Consider the following 19283-nt stretch of genomic DNA (forward strand, 5'->3'; position numbering starts at 1 on the left):
GCCGCGGCTCGTCACCGCGGCGGGGCGGTTCGTCACTTCGTGATCCCGGACGGGCGCCGTGCCGTCACGCTGATGGCCCATGACACCTTCCACCTCTTCCCCGGGCGGCCGGCTCGTCGAGCTCGACTGGCTGCGCATCGGCGCCTTCGGCCTGCTGATTCTGTACCACGTGGGCATGTTCTACGTGAGCTGGGACTGGCACGTGAAGTCGCCGCGCCTTATTCCCGCGCTCGAAGTGCCCATGCGCCTGATGAGCCCCTGGCGCATGTCCCTGCTGTTCGTGGTGTCGGGCGCGGCCACGGCGCTGCTGGCGGCCGGCGGCCGGCCGCTGGCCGGCCCGCGCACGCGCCGCCTGCTGTGGCCATTGCTGTTCGGCATGGCCGTCGTGGTGCCGCCGCAGGCTTACCTCGAAGTCGTCGAGAAGGTCGGCTACGCGGGCAGCTACCTCGACTTCCTGGCGCTGTACTACACGGGCTACGGCGGCTTCTGCCGGGGTGACGACTGCCTGGACCTGCCCACCTGGAACCACCTGTGGTTCGTGGCCTACCTGTGGGTCTACACGCTGGCCTGGGCGGCGGGGCGGGGCGCGTGGCGGCGCCTGGGTGGGCGCGGGCCGTTCACCTGGCCCGCCTGGCTGGCCGGCGGTGCCCGGCTGATCTGGGCGCCCTGGCTGCTGTTCGCGGCGGCGCGCATCGGCCTGGTGCAGCGCTTTCCGACCACCCACGACCTGCTGCACGACCACTACATGCATGTGCTGTACGGCAGCATGTTCGCGCTGGGCGCGATGCTGTTCGGCCACCGGGACGACCGGCACGGCGCCTGGGCGGCGGCGGTGCGCCTGCGCTGGTGGGCGCTGGGCCTGGCCGTCGCGGCCTCGGCGCTGTCCGAGCTGGGCGCCCGTTGGCTGGGCGACGGTGGCCCGCCGCCCGCCGACGGCTGGCTGGCGGCGCTGCGCGCCAACAATGCCTTGCGCCAGTGGGCGCCCATCGTCGCGTTGCTGGGGTTCGCGCGGCGCCACCTGGCCGGGCGCGACCACCCGTGGCGGGCGTGGGTCGGCGGTGGCGTCTTCGCCTTCTACATCGTGCACCAGACGGTCACGGTGGTGGCCGGCCACGCCCTGGCGCCGCTGGGCTGGCCGCTGTGGGTGGAGGCACCGGCGCTGGTGGCGCTGACGGTGGCCGGTGGCGTGCTCGCCTATGAGGCGGCGCGTCGCGTGGCCTGGCTGCAGCCGGTGATGGGCGTGGCGCCCCGGGCCATCAGCTCGACAGCAGCCGGTGCACCAGCTCGGGCGTCGTGTTCGCGCCCACCTTGCGCATCAGCCGCGCCCGGTACACGTCCACCGTCCGGGGGCTGATGGCGAGCTTCTTGCCGATCTGCTTGCTCGTCGCGCCGTCGATCAGCAGGGCGGCGATCTCCCGCTCGCGGGCGGTGAAATCCACCTTCAGCACCCGCCGCGCGGACAGGTCCTCGAAGCTCCAGATGCCGGCGGCGTGCGGGTCGGCCGCGTCGAGCGCGCGGCCGGACACATGGCACCAGAACAGCTCGCCGTCCATGCGCTTCATCACCCGGTCGTCGGCGTAGTGGCCGTCGGCACCGAGGCTGGCGACGATGCGGGCGCCCGTGCGCTCGTACTCGTCGGTACTGGGATAGAGCACCTCGAAGGACCGGCCCACCAGCTCGTCGCGCTGGGCGCGGAACATCTCCAGCACGCGGCGGTTGCAGTCCACCATCAACCGGTGGCGCGAGAGCACCATGCCGATGGGCGCGAGGTCGAACGCGGTGCGGTAGTCGAGGTCGGGGGCGCTCACGGGCGGCTCAGAGCAGGGCGTAGGTGGTGGTGGCGTGGGCGGCCAGCTTGCCGTCGGGCAGCAGGCACTCCACCTCGCCGAAGACCAGCTGGCGGCCGGGCTTGAGCACGCGGGCCACCACGGTGACCTCGGCGGCGTCCTGGGGCACGGGGCGCAGGAAGCTGGTCTGCAATTGCACCGTCGTCATGGGGCGGAAGCCGCCCAGCTGGGCGCTGACCGCCAGCACCATGGCGGTGTCGGCGGCCGACATGAGGGTCTGGCCGCACATGACGCCGCCGCCGTGCACATGGCGCGCATCCACCGGCAGGCGCAGCATCACGCCGTCGGGCTCGACGGCCTGCACCTGCAGCCGCAGTTCCTGCACCCAGGGGGCGAAGACGGCGGCCAGCAGCTGCTGCAGGTCGGCCACGGTGACGGGGGGCGGGGCAGGGTGGGGAGCGCTCATGCTTAGTCAAATCTACGTAACGACTACTTAATGTCTTAGGTAGTACGCTTGCGGCCCATCCGAAATGACCCGGATAACCAGGAGACCAGGCGAATGAACAAGGTGTACCCGAGCGCCGCCGCGGCGCTGGAAGGCGTCGTGCGCGACGGCCAGCTCATGGCCGTGGGCGGCTTCGGCCTGTGCGGCATCCCCGAGGCGCTGATCGACGCCCTGCAGGCCAGCGGGGCCAAGGACCTCACCGTCATCTCCAACAACGCGGGGGTGGACGGCTTCGGCCTGGGCAAGCTGCTGGCCACGCGCCAGATCAGGAAGATGATCAGCAGCTACGTGGGCGAGAACAAGGAGTTCGAGCGCCAGTACCTCTCGGGCGAGCTGGAGCTGGAGTTCACGCCCCAGGGCACGCTGGCCGAGAAGCTGCGCGCCGGTGGCGCCGGCATCCCGGCCTTCTTCACCAAGACGGGCGTGGGCACCGTGGTGGCCGACGGCAAGGAAGTGCGCGAGTTCGACGGCGAGACCTACGTGATGGAGCGTGCGCTGGTGCCCGAGGTGTCGCTGGTCAAGGCCTACATGGCCGACAAGAGCGGCAACCTGCGCTTCCGCCGCACGGCGCGCAACTTCAACCCCAACGTCGCGATGGCGGGCCGGCTGACCATCGTCGAGGTGGAGAAGATCGTCGAGACGGGCGAGATGGACCCCGACGACGTGCACCTGCCCGGCATCTTCGTGCACCGCATCGTGCTGAATGCGGCGCCCGAGAAGCGCATCGAACAACGCACCACCCGCAAGGCCTGAGGCAAGGAGCACACGACATGGCATGGACCCGCGATGAAATGGCCGCCCGCGCCGCCAAGGAACTGGCCGACGGCTTCTACGTAAACCTGGGCATCGGCCTGCCGACGCTGGTGGCCAACCACGTGCCGGCCGGCATGGAGGTGTGGCTGCAGAGCGAGAACGGCCTGCTGGGCATCGGCCCCTTCCCCACCGAGGAGGAGGTGGACGCCGACATGATCAACGCCGGCAAGCAGACCGTGACCACGCTGCCCGGCTCGTCCATCTTCAGCAGCGCGGACAGCTTCGGCATGATCCGCGGCGGCAAGATCAACCTGGCCATCCTGGGCGCGATGCAGGTCAGCGAGAAGGGCGACCTGGCCAACTGGATGATCCCCGGCAAGATGGTCAAGGGCATGGGCGGCGCGATGGACCTGGTGGCCGGCGTGAAGAACGTCGTGGTGCTCATGGAGCACGTGGCCACCAAGAAGGACGGCAGCACCGACCTGAAGATCCTGCCGCACTGCACCCTGCCGCTCACCGGCGTGGGTGTGGTCGACCGCATCATCACCGACCTGTGCGTGCTGGACGTGACGCCGCACGGCCTGAAGATCGTGGAACTCGCCCCGGGCGTGAGCCGCGAGGAAGTGCAGGCCAAGACCGGCGTGCCGGTGCACTGAGCCGCGCGCTCAGCCCCGCGGCGGCTCCACCGCCGCCGCGGGCGGCACCTTGGCCTGGGCGGGGTCGCCCAGGTAGTGCGGTGACATGATCTGCACGCCGGCCTCGGCGAACACGTCCTGGATGTGGGCGTGCAACATCGCCAGCACCTCGGCGCGCGGCCGCGGCTCACGCGGCACCGCCTGGCAGACCAGCCGGTACTCGGGGTAGAAGTCGGTCAGGGCCGTCTGGAAGACCTGCGGCGCCGGATCGACCAGCACGCCGGGCGTGCGCCGCGCGGCCTCCACGAGCAGCGCATGCACCTGGCGCCAGGGCGTGTCGTAGCCGATGGTCACGGTGGTGTCCAGCACATAGCCCTCTCCCCGCACGGCACGCGAGCAGTTGCGTGTCACGTGCGCCAGGATCAGCGCGTTGGGCAGCGTGAGCTCCTCGCCCAGGCCCGTGCGCATGCGCGTGGCGAACACGCCCACCTCCATCACCGTGCCCTCGTGCTCGGCGATGCGCACGTACTCGCCGCGCCGCAGCACGCGGGTGTAGGTCAGGATCATGCCCGCCGCCGCCTGCCCCACCAGGTTGGACGCGCCCAGCGTCACCATCAGGCCGGCCAGCACGGTCACGCCCTTGAAGGCCTCGGTCTGGGCGCCCGGCAGGTAGGGGTAGGCCATCGCCAGGGCGAACAGCCACACCAGCACGGTCACCAGCCGGCGCGTGGGCGGCACCAGGTCGGCGTCCAGCCAGCCCAGCTGCAGCTGGCCGCGCTGCACGCTGTCGAACAGGCTGCCCAGCACGCGCAGGGCGGCCCGCGCGAGCAGCACGACGAGCGCCGCCACCAGCAGGCCAGGCAGGGCGCGCACCACAGCGCCGCCCAGCTGCACCAGCAGGCCCAGCAGGTGGTGGTCCAGCTCCTCGCCCCACCGCCTGGCGATGGGCACCGGGCGAGGCTGAAGCTGAGCCAGGCGTAGCCCACGGCCAGCACGGCCAGCCAGAAGGGCGCCCAGGCGGCGCGGGCACCGGCGGCCGCCACGCGCTCGCGCATGAGCAGCGGGGCGCCGGCCACCTGCAGGCGGTCGGCGTGCCGCCGGGCCAGGCGGGCCGCATGGCGTGACGCCACCCGGCGCAGCCGCGCGGCCGCCCACAGCAGGGCCGCGGCCACGGCCGTGGCCACCGCGATCGCTGCCGCGGCGGCGGCCCAGCGCCGCGGGTCGCGGCTGTCGTGCCACACGCCGATGGCGGCCTGCAGGCGCTCGGTCGCCTCCGCTGCGGCCTGGTCCAGGGTCTCGCCGTGCGTGAGGTCGGCATCTGCCGGTGTCAGCACGAAGGCCGTGGCGCCATCGACCTGCAGCAGGCGGCCCTCCGCCGCGGGCACCGCGGCCGCGCGGTGCGGGCCGGGGCGGCTGAGCAGCTCGTCCAGCCGGCGCTGGGCGCGCTGCGCCCGGTCGTCCGGCGTGATGCCCACCCAGGTGCTGCGGAAGGTGGCCACCGGCTGCTGGGCCAGCCGCAGCTCCACCGCGCGGGGCGCCGTGTCCTGCGCGCTGGCGGGCGCCACGGCCAGCAGGGCGGCAGCCAGCAGGCCGCGCGCCGCCCATCCGGCGGGCCGTGTCCGGGGGCGACGACCGACGGCGGTCACACGTGGCATGGCGCGTCTCCTCCTCGCGCCCGTCGTAGGGCGGCTGCGGCGCCCGATGATGCCGCAAGCGCCCTGCGGCATGATGCGCGGCCCATGAGCTGCCGCACCCGCCCGACCGCCGCGCCACCTGCCCGAGGGCCGGCAGGACCATGCGCGCGCTGGCCGGCCTGGGGGGTGATGGCGCTGCTGGCGGCCTGCGCCGGGCTACCCGGGCCGCCCGGGCCACCCGGGCCGTCCCCCATGCCGCGGCAGGCACCGCCGGATTCGCGGCAGGACGCGCCGGGCGGCGTGCCCGCGCTGCCCGAGCCGCCCGAGCCGCCCGTGGTGCTGCCGGGTGACCGGACGGCCGCCCCCGCGCTGCCCGTGCCGTGGGCGGTGGCGACGGCGCACCCGCTGGCCACCGAGGCCGGCCGCGACCTCATCGCCGCGGGCGGCAGCGCCATCGACGCCGCCGTCGCGGCGCAGGCCGTCCTGGCGCTGGTGGAGCCGCAGTCCAGCGGCATCGGGGGTGGCGCGTTCCTGATGCACTGGGACGGCCAGGCGGTGCAGGCCTGGGACGGCCGCGAGACGGCGCCGGCGGCCGCGCACGGGCGGCAGTTCCTGCGCGAGGACGGCCGCCCCATCGCGTTCGACGACGCCACCGGCAGCGGCCTGGCGGTGGGGGTGCCGGGCGCACTGCGCATGCTCGAGGCCGCACACCGCCAGCACGGGCGCCTGCCGTGGCCGCGCCTGTTCGAGCCCGCGGTCCGGCTGGCGGAGCAGGGCTTCGCCGTGTCGCCCCGGCTGGCGGGCCTGTTGCGCAGCCCGGCCGGCAAGCGGCTGGCCGAGGATGCACAGGCGCGCGCCCTGTACTTTCCGGGGGGGCAGCCCCTGCGGGCCGGCGAGACGCTGCGCAACCCCGCCCTCGGTGTGGTGCTGAGGCGTATCGGGGCGCAGGGCGCCCGGGCGCTGCACGAGGGCCCGGTGGCGCAGGCCATCGTGCGCCGCGTCGCATCACCGCCCCACCCGGGCGCGATGACGCCGGCGGACCTGGCGGGCTACCAGCCCCTGCAGCGCGAGCCGCTGTGCAACCCGTGGCGCCAGTGGATGCTGTGCGGCTTTCCGCCGCCCGCCTCCGGCCACCTGGCGACGATGCAGATCCTGGGCCTGCTGGATCGCGTGGACGCGGCTCGGCCCGGGATCGACGCACCGCCCGGTCTGGCCGAACACCGCTACGCCGAGGCCGCCCGGCTGGCCTTCGCGGACCGTGCCGCGTACGTGGGCGACCCCGCGTTCGTGGCCCCGCCGACGGGCGGGTGGGCGGCGCTGGTATCGCCCGCCTACCTCGACGCGCGCGCCCGCCGCATCGACGACACGCGCAGCCAGGGCCTGGCACCACCAGGACGGCCGGAGGCGCCTGCCGACGACGGCGCGCCGCCCGGCGACGAGGGCGGCCCGCCCGAACGCGGCACCAGCCATCTCAGCATCGTGGACGCGCAGGGCCGGGCGGTGGCGCTCACGACCACCATCGAAGCCGCCTTCGGCAGCCGCCGGCTCACCGATGGCGGTACCGGCCTGCCGGGCGGCTTCCTGCTCAACAACCAGCTCACCGACTTCTCGTTCACGCCCGTGGACGCCGCCGGACGCCCCGCCCCCAACCGGGTCCAGCCTGGCAAGCGTCCTCGCTCCAGCATGGCCCCCACGCTGGTGTTCGACGCCGGCCCGGCAGGCACGCTGGGGCCGCTGCGGGCGGTGACGGGCTCACCGGGCGGCGCCGCCATCATCCACTTCAATGCCCGCGTGCTGCACGGCCTGCTCGCGCACGGCCTGACGCCGCAGCAGGCGGTGAACCGGCCGCACCTGGCCAACGACAACGGCGCGACGCGGCTGGAGCGGGGCCGCTTCACGGCGGCGGTGGCCGAGGCACTGCGGCGGCGCGGCCACACCGTGGTGGAGCAGGACCTCACCAGCGGCACGCAGCTGCTGTGGCACACGCCGGCAGGCTGGCTGGGCGCCGCCGACCCGCGCCGCGAGGGCGTGGTGCTTGGGCCGCCCGGGCCCGTTCAGCCGGCGGCCAGCGCCGCGGCGGCCTCTGGCACCAGCGCCGGCCCGCGGTAGATCAGGCCGGTGTAGACCTGCACGAGGTCGGCGCCCGCCTCGCGCTTGGCGCGGGCGTCGGCCGCGCTCATCACGCCGCCCACGCCAATGATGGGAAAGCCGGGGCCCAGGCGCGCGCGCAGGGCGCGAATCACCCGGTTGCTCGCCTCGCGCACCGGCGCGCCCGACAGGCCGCCCGTCTCGTCGGCATGGGGCAGGCCCTGCACCGCGTCGCGCGCGATCGTGGTGTTGGTGGCCACCACGCCGTCGAGGCCATGGCGCTGCAGCGTGGCGGCGATGACGCCGATCTGCGCCTCGTCCAGGTCGGGCGCGATCTTCAGGAACATCGGCACCTGGCGGCCATGGCGCTGCACCAGCTCGGCCTTGCGCCGCACCAGGGCGCCGAGCAGGGCGTCGAGCGCCTCGTCGCTCTGCAGCGCGCGCAGGTTCTTGGTGTTGGGGCTGGAGATGTTCACCGTCACGTAGTCGGCGTGGGGGAACACGCCGTCCAGGCCGATGAGGTAGTCGTCCACCGCCTGCTCGATGGGCGTGGCGGCGTTCTTGCCGATGTTCAGGCCCAGGATGCCACCGGCCGCGCGGAAGCTGCGCGCGCGACGCACGTTGGCCAGGAAGACGTCCAGCCCCTCGTTGTTAAAGCCCAGGCGGTTGATCAGCGCGTCGGCCTGCGGCAGGCGGAACATGCGCGGCTTGGGGTTGCCGGGCTGGCCCTTGGGCGTGACGGTGCCCACCTCGATGAAGCCGAAGCCCATGGCGCCCAGGCCGTCGATGCAGCGGCCGTTCTTGTCGAGCCCGGCGGCCAGGCCCACCCGGTTGGGAAAGCGCAGGCCGGCGAGCGTGACCGGGTCGTCCACCCGGCGCTGCGCCCACAGGCATTGCGCGGGCGTGTCCTGCAGGCGGGCGATGCTGCCCAGCGTCAGCTCGTGGGCGGCTTCCGCGTCGAGGCCGAAGAGAAAGGGGCGGGCCAGGCCGTAGGGAACGAGGGACATGGGGCGGGATTGTCTCAGGCCGCACCCCGACCGCCGCGGGATAATCCGCCGCCATGACGCAAGACGAACTCAAGGCCCTGGTGGGCCAGGCGGCCCTGGCCGAGGTGGTGCCCGGCACCGTGGTGGGCGTGGGCACCGGCTCCACGGTGAACCGCTTCATCGATGCCCTGGCCACCATGAAGGACCGCATCGCCGGGGCGGTGTCCAGCTCCGTGCAGAGCACCGAGCGCCTGCGCGCGCTCGGCATCCCGGTGCTCGACGCCTCGCAGATCGAGCGCATCCCCGTCTACATCGATGGCGCGGACGAAATCGATCACCGCGGCCACATGGTCAAGGGCGGCGGCGCGGCGCTCACGCGCGAGAAGATCGTCGCCGACCTGGCCGAGCGCTTCGTGTGCATTGCAGACGAATCCAAGCTGGTGGACACGCTGGGCGCCTTTCCGCTGCCGGTGGAGGTGATTCCCATGGCGGCCGCCCAGGTGGCACGGCGCTTCCGCCACACCTACGGCGGCGACGCCCAGCTGCGTGCCGGCGTGGTCACGGACAACGGCAACCCGATCCTGGACGTGCGGGGCCTGGCCATCACCGACCCGCTGGCCATGGAGACCGAGGTCAACCAGTGGCCTGGCGTCGTCACGGTGGGCATCTTCGCCCGCCACAAGGCCAGCGTCTGCCTGCTGGGCACGGCGGCCGGCGTGAAGACGCTGCGCTTCTAGGCAAGACCCTGCGCCGCCGACCGGGGCGGTGACCCCGGTGTATCGTTGGCCCGGTATGACGCCGCCGTCCCGGCGGTGTCACTGAAGCAAAGGACGCCTGTGGCCACACCGAACTATTCCTACGAAAAGCGCCAGCGGGAACTCGCCAAGAAGAAGAAGAAGGCCGAGAAGGACGCGGAAAAGGCCGCGCGCCGCGCCCACGGCGGCACGACGAACGCCGACCCCTCCGGCGGCGGCAGCGACGTGGCCGACCTGCCGCGCGACGAGCCGCCCCCCACCTCCGACGCGCCCACGGGCGGCCTGCCCGGCTGAGCGCCGCCGACGCGGTTCAGGTGCAGCGGTTCAGGGGCGCCCCTGCCGCATCGCCCGGCTCACGAACCGCGCCGGGTCCACCGCGTCCAGCAGGCTGCCCGCCACGGGCAGCGGCGAGCCTTGCACACAGGCCGCCAGCACGTCCCCGGCCAGGGCGGCCCAGGTGATGCCCCGAGAGCCCAGCCCGGTCATCACATACAGCCCCGGCACCCGCGGCACATGGCGCGGATGGTCGAGCCGTGGCTGGCCCGCCAGCCCGGCCAGCGGCTGCGGCACGGGTCCCACCACCGGCAGCCGGTCGTCCGTGCCCAGGCGCCAGCCCACCCGGCCTTCGGCCTGGGCCGCCAGCGCGGCCAGGCGGTCAGGCGACACCCCCTCCGCACTGGTCAGCCGGGCGATCTGCGCCAGGTTGGCCAGGTGATCCGCCGGGCGCAGCGCTGCGCCGTCGTCGCCCGCTTGCGAGGTGGCGCCACAGAGCAGGCCGCCACCCAGTCGCGGGTGCAAGGCCTCCGGTAGGGCGATCAGATAACCCCCGCTCGCCAGTGGCAGGCGCGGCCGTGGCAGGCCCGCGGCGGCGGCCGGCGGCAGCAAGGTGACCTGCCCGCGCGTGCGTCGCCATGGCCATTGGGCCGCGTCGCTGTGCGGCGCCAGCAGGTCCACCGCGCCCGCGGCGGCACACACCACCACCACGTCCCAGGGCGCGGCCCCCCCCAGCGGACTGCCATCGGCATCGACGGCGCGCCAGCCGGCCTCTGAGCGCCGCAGCGCGGCCACCGGCGTGTCGGTGAGGCAGCGCACGCCCGGCGTGGCCAGCCAATGCCGGGCGAGGGCGCCAGGCTGCAGCCAGCCGCCGCCCGTGAAACACCACGCCGCCCCGGCCACGGGGCAGCCGGCCATCGCCGCGGCCTCGTCGCGCGAGAGGGGCCGGGCATAGCCCGCCGGCACCTGGCTGCCCAGCCGCGACAGGGTGTCCCACGGCGTGTCGGCGGCGCCGCGCAGCAGGCCAGTCGCCTGGCCCGGCACCGTGCCGCCGGCCAGCAGGGGCCCGTACACCTGGGTCGCCCGCAGGGCCGCGGCGCGCAGCCATTGCGCGTGCGCGCCATCGTCCGCATGCACCACGCCGTGGAACAGCCCGGCGAGGTTGCCCGAGCCGGCGTCGGCGGGGCGGGTGCCGGCTTCCAGCACCGTGACCTCCAGCCCCTCACGCGCCAGCGCCTGCGCGGCCGCCGCGCCGGCCAGCCCGGCACCGACCACCAGCGCGCGCCGGGCGGCCGGGTGAGGCCGGCGCCCCGCGGGTGCGCCGTGCCGCCGGGCCACCGCCTGCCCATCCACCTCGGCCACGGTCATGTCGCGCTTGCCGGCGAAGCCGGGCACGCGCTGCACGCGAAAGCCGGCCGCCGAGAGGCCGTCACGCACGCTGCGGGCCGCGCTCCAGGTGGCGGCCGTGCACCCCGGCGCCGCCAGGCGCGCGAGGCCGCGCAGCAGGTGCGTGTCCCACATCGGCGCGTTGCGTGCCGGCGCGAAGCCGTCGAGGTAGGCCGCGTCGGCCTGCAGCTGCAGCTCGGGCAGCCAGGCGGCCACGTCGCCGAGCGCGAGCAGCAAGCGCACCCGACCACCGTCGAACTCGAGCACATGCAGGCCCGGGGTGGCCGGCGGCCAGGCAGACACCAGGGACGCGGCCAACGCCGGTGCCGGGCTCTGCGCATGCGCGCGGGACAGGTCGTCCGCCGTGGCAGGGTGCTTCTCGATGGAGACGAACACCAGCTGGCCGCTGCGTGCCGGATCGTCGCGCCAGGCCGACCAGGTGGCGAGGAAGTTGTTGCCCAGCCCGAAGCCGGTCTCCAGCACCACGAAGCGCTCGCGCCCGCGCCAGCGGCCCGGCAGGCCGTTGCCGGCCAGGAAGACCTGCTGCGCCTGCGCGAAGGCGCCGGCCCGCGCGTGGTACACGTCGCCGAAGTCCGGCGCGAACGGCACCCCGTCGCGCCATTCGATGCGGGCGGGGACAATGGGCTGCGTCTTCATGCGCGGAAGTGAAAAAGCCGACCCCGGAGGGTCGGCTTCGTCATTCTGGCTGGAGCCCCCGCTCGGAGGGGGCTCGGGGGAGCGGAACGTTCAGTGCGGGCACGCACGGGGACCGCAAACGCGTTACACGCGTTTGCGGTACTCGTGCGTCCGCGTGTCGATTTCGATCTTGTCGCCGTTCTCCACGAAAAGCGGCACGGCGATCTCGAAGCCGGTGCCGACGATCTTGGCGGGCTTCATGACCTTGCCGGAGGTGTCGCCCTTGACGGCGGGCTCGGTCTCGATCTCGCGCACGACGCTCGTGGGCAGTTCCACGGAGATGGCCTTGCCGTCGTAGAACACCACCTCGACGGGCATGCCGTCTTCCAGGTAGTTGATGGCGTCGCCCATGTTCTCGGCCTCGACCTCGAACTGGTTGTATTCGGCGTCCATGAACGCGTACATCGGGTCGGCGAAGTAGGAGTAGGTGCACTCCTTCTTGTCGAGGATGATCTGGTCCATCTTGTCGTCGGCCTTGAACACCACTTCGGCGCCGGCGCCGTTGAGCAGGTTCTTCATCTTCATGCGGACCGTGGCGGCGCCGCGGCCGCCGCGGCTGTATTCGGTCTTGAGCACGACCATCGGGTCCTTGCCCTGCATGATGACGTTGCCGGCGCGGATTTCCTGAGCGAGTTTCATGGGTGTGTGTCCGAGGTGCCGCGGGCAGCCCCGCGAACGTGGCGGCTGCCGTTGACTGCGCGCTTGCTGTGCGCTGTCGACTCCGACCGCCGGGATGTGCAAAGCCTTGAATTTTAACGCTTTTGGTCGACGAAGGCGATGAGCTGGCTCAAGAGCTCGCCTTGGGCGAGCAGCTGTTCGCGCCAGCGGCCGGCCAGGTCGGACCACGCGGCGGCGTCCGGCAGGGCGGCCGGCCAGGGCCCGAGCCCGTTCCAGGCGAGAAAGGCCGCGCGCACGCCGGCGGCCACGCCGGGTGCCGCGCCCGCGACGTGCCGGTCCACGAAGGCCTGCAGCTTGGTGGCGTGGGCGCCGTCGTCCTGGGCGTAGATGTGCCACAGGAACGGGCGGCCCGCCCACTGCGCCCGCACGAAGGAATCCTCGCCCCGCACGAGGTTGAGGTCGCAGCTCCACAGCAGGTGGTCGTACTCCGGCTGGCTGAGCCAGGGCAGGGCCTGGTGGCGCACTCCCGCCGGCCAGTGGGTGGCAGCGGCGAGCGCCGTGGCCGGGCCCGGCGCGGTGAGCACCAGCGTGGGCCGCCCGGCCAGGCGGGCGAGGCAGGGTGCCAAGGGCGCGTGCCCGTAGCAAAACAGGCTCACCACCCGCTCCCCGGGCGCCGGCGCGATGCCGTGCGTGGCGCGCCAGGCGGGTGCGTCGAATCGTGCCTGGTCGGCCACCAGGGCGGCCTCGCGCAGCAGGCCGCCGGTGCGGGCGGTGAAACCCGGGTAGAAGAACCACTTGACCAGGCCGGCGCCGGGCCCGCTGGCCTGCGGCGAGGGCAGTGCGTGGCTGCGCTCCACGTAGCCCTCGGCGCTCAGGTACTCCAGGTTCACCCACACGGGGGGGCGGCCGGCGGCCGCGCGCGCGGCCATGGCCGCGACGAAGTCGCCCGGCGGGTCGCAGCCGAAGGCCTCGACCACCACGTCGCCGGGCGGGGGCGACGGTGTGGCCGGCGTCCAGGGGACCACCGCCACGCCGGGGGCGCCCTGCGGCGCCATCCAGGCCAGGGCGCCCGGCTCGTCGATCCACAGGCGCACCCGGTGGCCCCGGCGGCCGAGCTCGGCGGCCAGGCGCCAGCACACGCCCAGGTCGCCGTGGTTGTCGATGACACGGCAGAACACGTCCCAGAGCCAGGCATCGGCGGGGACGGGCGAAGGGGCCGCGGAGAGGGCCTGGGAGGGGGCGTGGGACACCCGGGCATTATCGAAGCGGCCACAATCGCGCTCCCATGCCTGACGCCGTGCCTTCCCCCGACGACCTCCCCGCGGGCCGTGCGCCCGCCGCGCCGGCCCCCGATGCCGCTGCCACGCGCGAGCGCCTGCTGGCGGAGGTGGCCGCGCTGCCCGGGCTGCCCGGCGTCTACCGCTACTTCGACGCAGCAGGGCAGGTGCTGTACGTGGGCAAGGCGCGCGACCTGAAGAAGCGCGTCTCCAGCTATTTCCACAAGGACCTGGGCGGCACCCGCATCGGCGTGATGGTCTCGCGCATCGCACGGCTGGAGACCACGGTGGTGCGCACCGAGGCCGAGGCGCTGCTGCTCGAGAACAACCTCATCAAGGCGCTGAACCCGCGGTTCAACATCCTGTTCCGCGACGACAAGAGCTACCCCTACCTGAAGCTGGTGACGCACCGCTTCCCGCGCGTGGCCTACTACCGCGGCGCCGTGGACCGCAAGCACCGCTACTTTGGGCCCTACCCGGGCGCCTGGGCGGTCAAGGAGACGATCCAGCTCATCCAGAAGGTGTTCCGCCTGCGCACCTGCGAGGACACGGTGTTCGCGAACCGATCGCGGCCCTGCCTGCTGTACCAGATCCGGCGCTGCTCCGGCCCGTGTGTGGGCCTGATCTCGCCCGACGACTACGCGCGCGACGTGCACGACACCGAGCGTTTCCTGCTGGGCGAGCAGCAGCAGGTGATCGACGAGCTGCAGGCGCAGATGCTGGCCCACGCCGAGGTGCTGGAGTTCGAGAAGGCGGCCGAGGCGCGCAACCGCATCGCGGCGCTGGCGCGCGTGCTGCACCAGCAGTCGGTGGACGAGAGCAGCCTGTCGGCCGCGGGCAAGGAAGTGGACATCCTGGCCGTCAAGCTCGCGGGCGGGCGGGCGTGCGTGAACCTGGCCATGGTGCGCGGCGGCCGGCACCTCGGCGACCGGGCCTTCTTCCCCACCCACGTGGACGACGCCACCGCGCTGGCGGCGGACGAATCGGCCACCCTCGACGAGGCGCCCGACGCGGCCCCCGAAGACCCGCTGCGGCGCGCGGAGCAGCAGGTGCTGCAGGCCTTCATCGCCCAGCACTACCTGCACAGCCCGGCGCCGCCGCTGCTGGTCACCAGCCACCCGGTGGACAAGGCACTGCTGGCGGCGCTGTCCACGCAGACGGGCGTGCGCATCGTGGCGCAGCACCAGCCGCGCGAGCAGCGCCGCATCTGGCTGGACATGGCCATCAAGGGTGGAGAGCTGGCCCTGGCGCGGCTGCTGTCCGAGGAGGGCTCGCAGCGCGAACGCACGCGCGCCCTGGTGGATGCGCTGGACCTGGCCATCGACGACCTCGACAGCTTCCGGGTGGAGTGCTTCGACATCAGCCACACGGCCGGCGAGGCGACGCAGGCCAGCTGCGTGGTGTACGAAGGCCACAAGATGCAGAACAGCCAGTACCGCCGCTACAACATCGAGGGGGTGACCGGCGGTGACGACTATGCCGCCATGCGCCAGGTACTCACGCGCCGTTACCAGAAGCTGGCCGAGATGGTCGCCGAACAGGGCCGCGAGGCCGTCGCTTCAGGCAAGCTTCGCCTGCCCGACCTGGTGCTGGTGGACGGCGGGCGCGGGCAGGTGGCGATGGCGCGCGAGGTCTTCAGCGAGCTGGGCCTCGACCTGTCGCTGATCGCCGGCGTGGAGAAAGGCGAGGGGCGCAAGGTGGGGCTGGAGGAACTGGTGTTCGCCGATGGCCGCGAGAAGCTGGCGCTGCCGCCCGATTCGGCCGCGCTCATGCTGATCGCCCAGATCCGCGACGAGGCGCACCGCTTCGCCATCACCGGCATGCGGGCCAAGCGTGCGAGTGTGCGCACGGGCGGCAGCCGCCTCGAGGACATCCCGGGCGTGGGGCCGCGGAAACGCGCGAAACTGCTGCAGCGCTTCGGTGGCGTGCGCGGCGTCACGGCGGCCAGTGTCGACGACCTGGCCAGCGTCGAAGGTGTATCGAAAGAACTGGCGGAGGAGATCTACCGTGCCTTGCATTGACCCGAGCGACCCGATCGAGCAGCGCCGCCGCGCCGGCCTGGCCCTGCTGGCCAGCCTGACGGCCTCGTCGGCCTGGCTGGCGGGCTGCACCAGCCCCCCGCCGGCACCTGCCCCGGCGCCGCGCCCCATGGTGCCGGGGCCGCGTCCGGCGCCGGCACCGGCTCCGTCCCCCACGGCGGCCCGCACCTGGCAGGAATACCGCGAGCGTGCGGCCCGCAAGCTGGTCGAGGCCAATCCGTCCATCACCTACACCGGCACCGTGCCCGAGCCGCTGCTGGCGATCCCCGTGCTGGAGATCGAGCTGCATGCCGACGGCAGCATCCGCAAGATCGACGTGCTGCGCTACCCGCGCCAGGCCAAGGACACCACCCAGATCGCCATCGACGCGGTCAAGCGCGCCGCGCCCTTCGGCGACGTGTCGCGCCTGCCCAAACCGTGGAAGTTCGCCGAGACCTTTCTCTTCGACGACGACCGCCGCTTCAAGCCCGTGACGCTGGACCGCTGAGCGGCCGGCCAGCTTGGCAGAATGCGCCCACCATGTTCTTCACCATCCCGACGCTGCTGACCTGGGCGCGCATCGTGGCCATCCCCCTGATCGTCGGGGTGTTCTACCTGCCGTTCTCGGACCCGACGCGCAACCTTGCCGCCACGGTGATGTTCGTGGCCTTCGCGCTGACCGACTGGCTCGACGGCTACCTGGCCCGCAAGCTCGACCAGAGCTCGGCCTTCGGCGCCTTCCTCGATCCGGTGGCGGACAAGTTCCTGGTGTGCGCGTCCCTGCTGGTGCTGGTGCACCTGCACCGCGTGGACGCGCTCATTGCGCTGGTCATCATCGGCCGCGAGATCGCGATCTCCTCGCTGCGCGAATGGATGGCGCAGATCGGCGCGTCGCGCAGCGTGGCGGTGCACATGCTGGGCAAGCTCAAGACCACGGTGCAGATGGTGGCCATTCCGTTCCTGCTCTACGACGGCCGCCTGTTCGGCGTGGTGGACACCCATGCCTGGGGCACGGTGCTCATCCTGGCCGCGGCCGTGCTCACGATCTGGTCGATGGTGTACTACCTGCAGAAGGCCCTGCCGGAGATCCGCGCCAAGGCGCGCTGACGCCCCGGCGACACCGGGCCGCAAGGGGTTTACACATAGAATCCGGCGCCGCGCTTGACACCGGCCGACGGGCGACGCTGTAATGATTTTTCGCCTGAGAGAACACTGAGAGAGGGTAATTTCGTGAACAAGACCGACCTGATCGAACACATCGCCCAGCAGGCTGACATCTCCAAGGCCGCCGCCACGCGCGCGCTCGAGGCGATGATCGGCGGCGTGAAGACCACGCTGAAAAAGGGCGACAGCGTCTCGATCGTCGGCTTTGGCACGTTTGCCGTCACCAAGCGGGCCGCCCGCACCGGCCGCAACCCGCGCACCGGCGCGTCCATCAAGATCAAGGCCGCCAAGGTGCCCAAGTTCCGCCCGGGCAAGGGCCTGAAGGACGCGTTGAGCTGATTCAACCCGTGGGTGCTTAGCTCAGTTGGTAGAGCGGCGCCCTTACAAGGCGTAGGTCGGGGGTTCGAGCCCCTCAGCACCCACCACACCCACACGGCGAGCGCGCGCGCGCTTTGATTAGAATCCCGCGCGGCGTGCGCAGACCGTCGACGACAAGGCGAACCCCGGTTCGCCTTTTTCGTTTTCGCCGCCACATGTCCCCAGGCGCGCCTGGCGCGCCGGACCTCAACAGGGTGCCTCTTCATGCTCGAGTTCTTTCGTACACACGGCAAGCCGCTGCAGTTCCTGCTGCTGCTGGTCATCATCGTCGCCTTCGTCTTCGTGGGCGTGGAGGGCTACCTCGGGATGACCGACAAGGCCAACGCCACGGTGGCGTCGGTGGCCGGCGCTGACATCAAGCAGGCCGAGCTCGACCAGGCCCATCGCCAGCAGATCGAGCGCATGCGCCAGCAGATGCCCGGGCTGGACATGAAGCTGCTCGACACGCCGGCCATGCGGCAGAACACGCTGGACGAGATGGTGCGCGACCGGCTGCTGCTGTCGGCCGCCTTCAAGGAGCACCGCCACGTGACCGACCAGCGCCTGCTGGAGGAACTGCAGCGCATGCCGGAGCTGGCGGCGGTGCGCGGCCCGGACGGTCGCCTCGACAAGGCGGCCTACACCGCCTTCCTCGGCGCCCGCGGCCTGAGCGTGGAGGCCTTCGAGGCGCAGCTGCAGCAGGGCTTGCTGCGGCAGCAGGTCATGCAGGCGGCCGGCACGGCGGTGATCCCCGGCCAGGTGGCCACGCAGGCGGCGCTGGACGCCCTGCTGGAGCGCCGCGAGGCCCAGGTGCTGCGCTTCGATGCCAAGGACTACCTCGCCAAGGTGAACCCCACCGACGCCGACCTGCAGGCCTACTACGACAAGCATGCCGAGCGCTTCAAGACCACCGAGGAGGCCCGCATCGAGTACGTGGTGCTGGACCTCGACACTGTGAAGAAGCAGGTCAGCCTCAGCGAGGACGACCTGCGCAAGTACTACGAGCAGAACCTCAGCCGCTACACCGTGGCCGAGGAGCGCCACGCCGCCCATATCCTGGTGAACGCACCCAAGGACATGGCCGCGGCCGAGCGCGACAAGGCGCGCGCCAAGGCGGAATCCCTGTTGGCCGAGGCCCGCAAGAACCCCGCCGGCTTCGCCGAGCTGGCGAAGAAGCATTCCGACGACAAGGGCTCCGGTTCCAATGGCGGTGACCTGGACTTCTTCGGCCGCGGCGCCATGGTCAAGCCCTTCGAGGACGCTGCCTTCGCCATGAAGCCGGGAGAGATCAGCAACCTGGTCGAGTCCGAGTTCGGCTTCCACATCATCAAGCTCATCGCCGTGCGGGGGGGTGAGAAGCGCCCCTTCGAGGCCGTGCGCGCGCAGATCGTCGACGAGGTGAGCAAGCCCAAGGCCCAGGAGCTGTATGCCGCGGCCGCGGAGCAGTTCTCCAACACGGTGTACGAGCAGTCCGACAGCCTGCAACCGGTGATCGACAAGCTCAAGCTCACCAAGGCCGAGGCCACGGTGCAGCGCCAGCCGGCGCCCGGCGCCACGGGCCCGCTGGCCTCGCCCAAGCTGCTGGAGGCGGTGTTTGCCACCGACGCCGTGAAGAACAAGCGCAACACCGAGGCGGTGGAGACCGGCCCGAGCCAGCTGGTGTCGGCGCGTGTCATCGAGCACCGCCCCGAGCGTGTGCGCCCGCTGGCCGAGGTGCGTGAGCAGGTGCTGGGCCTGGTGCGCGTGGAGCAGGCGGCCGCGGCGGCCCGCAAGGACGGCGAGGCGCGGCTGGCCGCGCTGAAGCAGAACCCGGCCGAGGCGCTGGCGCAGCCCGCCGTGGTGGTCTCGCGCACGCAGCCCCAGGGCCAGCCGCGGCCGGTGGTGGACGCCGTGCTGCGTGCCGACATCGCCAAGGGCCCCGCCGCCGTCGGCGTGGACCTGGGTGAACAGGGTTATGCCGTGGCGCGCGTGGCCAAGCGCCTGCCGCGTGACGGCGGCGACCCCGACAACGAGCGCGCGCGCCCGTTCCTGCGGCAGGCCATGGCGTCGGCCCAGGCCGAGGCCTACTACGAGGCCCTCAAGCGCCGCCACCAGGTGAAGGTGGAGCCGCTGGCCGGCGCCGCGTCCGCACCGGCCCCGTGACGCGGGCCGAAAGTCGGTTATACTCCTACGCTTTCCGGCGGTGGCTGTAGCTCAGTTGGTAGAGTCCCAGATTGTGATTCTGGTTGTCGTGGGTTCGAGTCCCATCAGCCACCCCACCGAATCCCCTTGAACAACGCGCACCTTGGTGCGCGTTTTTCGTTTCCGGCCGTGCTCAACGCGCCCCTCGGCGGCGCACCGGCCCCTCCCCG

At 72.6% G+C, this 19283-nt stretch carries 19 protein-coding genes and 2 tRNA genes; 13 read left to right on the forward strand and 8 right to left on the reverse strand.

Annotation, left to right across the window (positions count from 1 at the left end; translation table 11 throughout):
• The first annotated feature begins 79 nt into the window (after positions 1-79).
• Positions 80-1354 carry a hypothetical protein gene (locus ACE3UN_RS04730; protein ID WP_374673766.1) on the forward strand — a complete coding sequence of 425 codons (1275 nt, stop codon included), beginning with the start codon at positions 80-82 and terminating at the stop codon, positions 1352-1354.
• Here ACE3UN_RS04730 and ACE3UN_RS04735 read toward each other — a convergent pair.
• Together ACE3UN_RS04735 and ACE3UN_RS04740 are read right to left on the reverse strand one after the other, a co-directional pair.
• Positions 1257-1808 carry a LuxR C-terminal-related transcriptional regulator gene (locus ACE3UN_RS04735; RefSeq protein ID WP_374673767.1) on the reverse strand — a complete coding sequence of 184 codons (552 nt, stop codon included), beginning with the start codon at positions 1806-1808 and terminating at the stop codon, positions 1257-1259. The two genes, ACE3UN_RS04730 and ACE3UN_RS04735, sit on opposite strands and share 98 nt — an antisense overlap.
• A 7-nt stretch (positions 1809-1815) precedes the next feature.
• Entirely contained in the window at positions 1816-2253 is a 438-nt protein-coding gene (locus ACE3UN_RS04740) for a PaaI family thioesterase (protein ID WP_374673768.1), read from the reverse strand.
• 93 nt (positions 2254-2346) lie between these two features.
• Here ACE3UN_RS04740 and ACE3UN_RS04745 point away from each other — a divergent pair, with 93 nt between their 5' ends.
• The gene (locus tag ACE3UN_RS04745; RefSeq protein ID WP_374673769.1) at positions 2347-3045 is read left to right on the forward strand and encodes a CoA transferase subunit A; all 699 of its coding nucleotides are present in this window, start codon (positions 2347-2349) and stop codon (positions 3043-3045) included.
• Positions 3046-3062: 17 nt separating this feature from the next.
• On the forward strand, positions 3063-3701 hold the full coding sequence (locus tag ACE3UN_RS04750; protein WP_374673770.1) for a CoA transferase subunit B: 639 nt from the start codon (positions 3063-3065) through the stop codon (positions 3699-3701).
• A gap of 9 nt (positions 3702-3710) precedes the next feature.
• Here ACE3UN_RS04750 and ACE3UN_RS04755 read toward each other — a convergent pair whose 3' ends face one another.
• Positions 3711-4364: a mechanosensitive ion channel family protein gene (locus ACE3UN_RS04755; RefSeq protein WP_374673909.1), complete on the reverse strand. Its 654-nt coding sequence runs from the start codon at positions 4362-4364 to the stop codon at positions 3711-3713.
• 29 nt (positions 4365-4393) lie between these two features.
• Complete coding sequence (locus tag ACE3UN_RS04760) at positions 4394-5245, reverse strand: hypothetical protein (RefSeq protein ID WP_374673771.1); 852 nt, start codon at positions 5243-5245, stop codon at positions 4394-4396.
• 321 nt (positions 5246-5566) lie between these two features.
• Here ACE3UN_RS04760 and ACE3UN_RS04765 point away from each other — a divergent pair, with 321 nt between their 5' ends.
• Complete coding sequence (locus ACE3UN_RS04765) at positions 5567-7423, forward strand: gamma-glutamyltransferase family protein (RefSeq protein ID WP_374673772.1); 1857 nt, start codon at positions 5567-5569, stop codon at positions 7421-7423.
• On the opposite strand, the gene ACE3UN_RS04770 is transcribed toward ACE3UN_RS04765, so the two are convergent.
• A complete protein-coding gene (locus tag ACE3UN_RS04770) occupies positions 7369-8409 on the reverse strand; it encodes a quinone-dependent dihydroorotate dehydrogenase (RefSeq protein WP_374673773.1) in 1041 nt (346 codons plus the stop codon). The genes ACE3UN_RS04765 and ACE3UN_RS04770 overlap by 55 nt on opposite strands.
• A 53-nt stretch (positions 8410-8462) precedes the next feature.
• Here ACE3UN_RS04770 and rpiA point away from each other — a divergent pair, with 53 nt between their 5' ends.
• Positions 8463-9125, forward strand: coding sequence for a ribose-5-phosphate isomerase RpiA (gene rpiA / locus ACE3UN_RS04775; protein ID WP_374673774.1), 663 nt, complete (start codon positions 8463-8465; stop codon positions 9123-9125).
• A 99-nt stretch (positions 9126-9224) separates the two neighbouring features.
• Positions 9225-9437, forward strand: a complete 213-nt coding sequence (locus tag ACE3UN_RS04780) for a hypothetical protein (protein WP_374673775.1) — start codon at positions 9225-9227, stop codon at positions 9435-9437.
• 30 nt (positions 9438-9467) lie between these two features.
• On the opposite strand, the gene mnmC is transcribed toward ACE3UN_RS04780, so the two are convergent.
• The 3 genes from mnmC to earP form a co-directional block, all read right to left on the reverse strand.
• Positions 9468-11459 (reverse strand): FAD-dependent 5-carboxymethylaminomethyl-2-thiouridine(34) oxidoreductase MnmC, encoded by a 1992-nt coding sequence (mnmC, locus tag ACE3UN_RS04785; RefSeq protein WP_374673776.1) that lies wholly within the window; start codon positions 11457-11459, stop codon positions 9468-9470.
• 123 nt (positions 11460-11582) lie between these two features.
• Positions 11583-12137, reverse strand: a complete 555-nt coding sequence (gene efp / locus ACE3UN_RS04790; protein WP_374673777.1) for an elongation factor P — start codon at positions 12135-12137, stop codon at positions 11583-11585.
• A 113-nt stretch (positions 12138-12250) separates the two neighbouring features.
• Entirely contained in the window at positions 12251-13366 is a 1116-nt protein-coding gene (gene earP, locus ACE3UN_RS04795; RefSeq protein ID WP_374673778.1) for an elongation factor P maturation arginine rhamnosyltransferase EarP, read from the reverse strand.
• Between the two features lie 35 nt (positions 13367-13401).
• Between earP and uvrC the strand changes: the two genes are divergently transcribed.
• The 7 genes from uvrC (at position 13402) to ACE3UN_RS04830 (ending at position 19190) form a co-directional block, all read left to right on the forward strand.
• Complete coding sequence (gene uvrC, locus ACE3UN_RS04800; RefSeq protein WP_374673779.1) at positions 13402-15414, forward strand: excinuclease ABC subunit UvrC; 2013 nt, start codon at positions 13402-13404, stop codon at positions 15412-15414.
• Positions 15401-15919 carry a hypothetical protein gene (locus tag ACE3UN_RS04805; protein WP_374673780.1) on the forward strand — a complete coding sequence of 173 codons (519 nt, stop codon included), beginning with the start codon at positions 15401-15403 and terminating at the stop codon, positions 15917-15919. Before uvrC ends, ACE3UN_RS04805 begins: the two co-directional genes overlap by 14 nt.
• Positions 15920-15951: 32 nt before the next feature.
• Positions 15952-16518, forward strand: coding sequence for a CDP-diacylglycerol--glycerol-3-phosphate 3-phosphatidyltransferase (gene pgsA, locus ACE3UN_RS04810; protein ID WP_374673781.1), 567 nt, complete (start codon positions 15952-15954; stop codon positions 16516-16518).
• Between the two features lie 123 nt (positions 16519-16641).
• Entirely contained in the window at positions 16642-16914 is a 273-nt protein-coding gene (locus ACE3UN_RS04815) for an HU family DNA-binding protein (protein WP_374673782.1), read from the forward strand.
• A 10-nt stretch (positions 16915-16924) separates the two neighbouring features.
• Positions 16925-17000, forward strand: a tRNA-Val gene (locus ACE3UN_RS04820).
• A gap of 157 nt (positions 17001-17157) precedes the next feature.
• Entirely contained in the window at positions 17158-19074 is a 1917-nt protein-coding gene (locus ACE3UN_RS04825) for a SurA N-terminal domain-containing protein (RefSeq protein ID WP_374673783.1), read from the forward strand.
• A 40-nt stretch (positions 19075-19114) separates the two neighbouring features.
• Positions 19115-19190, forward strand: a tRNA-His gene (locus tag ACE3UN_RS04830).
• Positions 19191-19283: the final 93 nt, after the last annotated feature.

Source organism: Ideonella sp., from assembly GCF_041918995.1.
Classification (GTDB): Bacteria; Pseudomonadota; Gammaproteobacteria; order Burkholderiales; family Burkholderiaceae_C; genus Ideonella.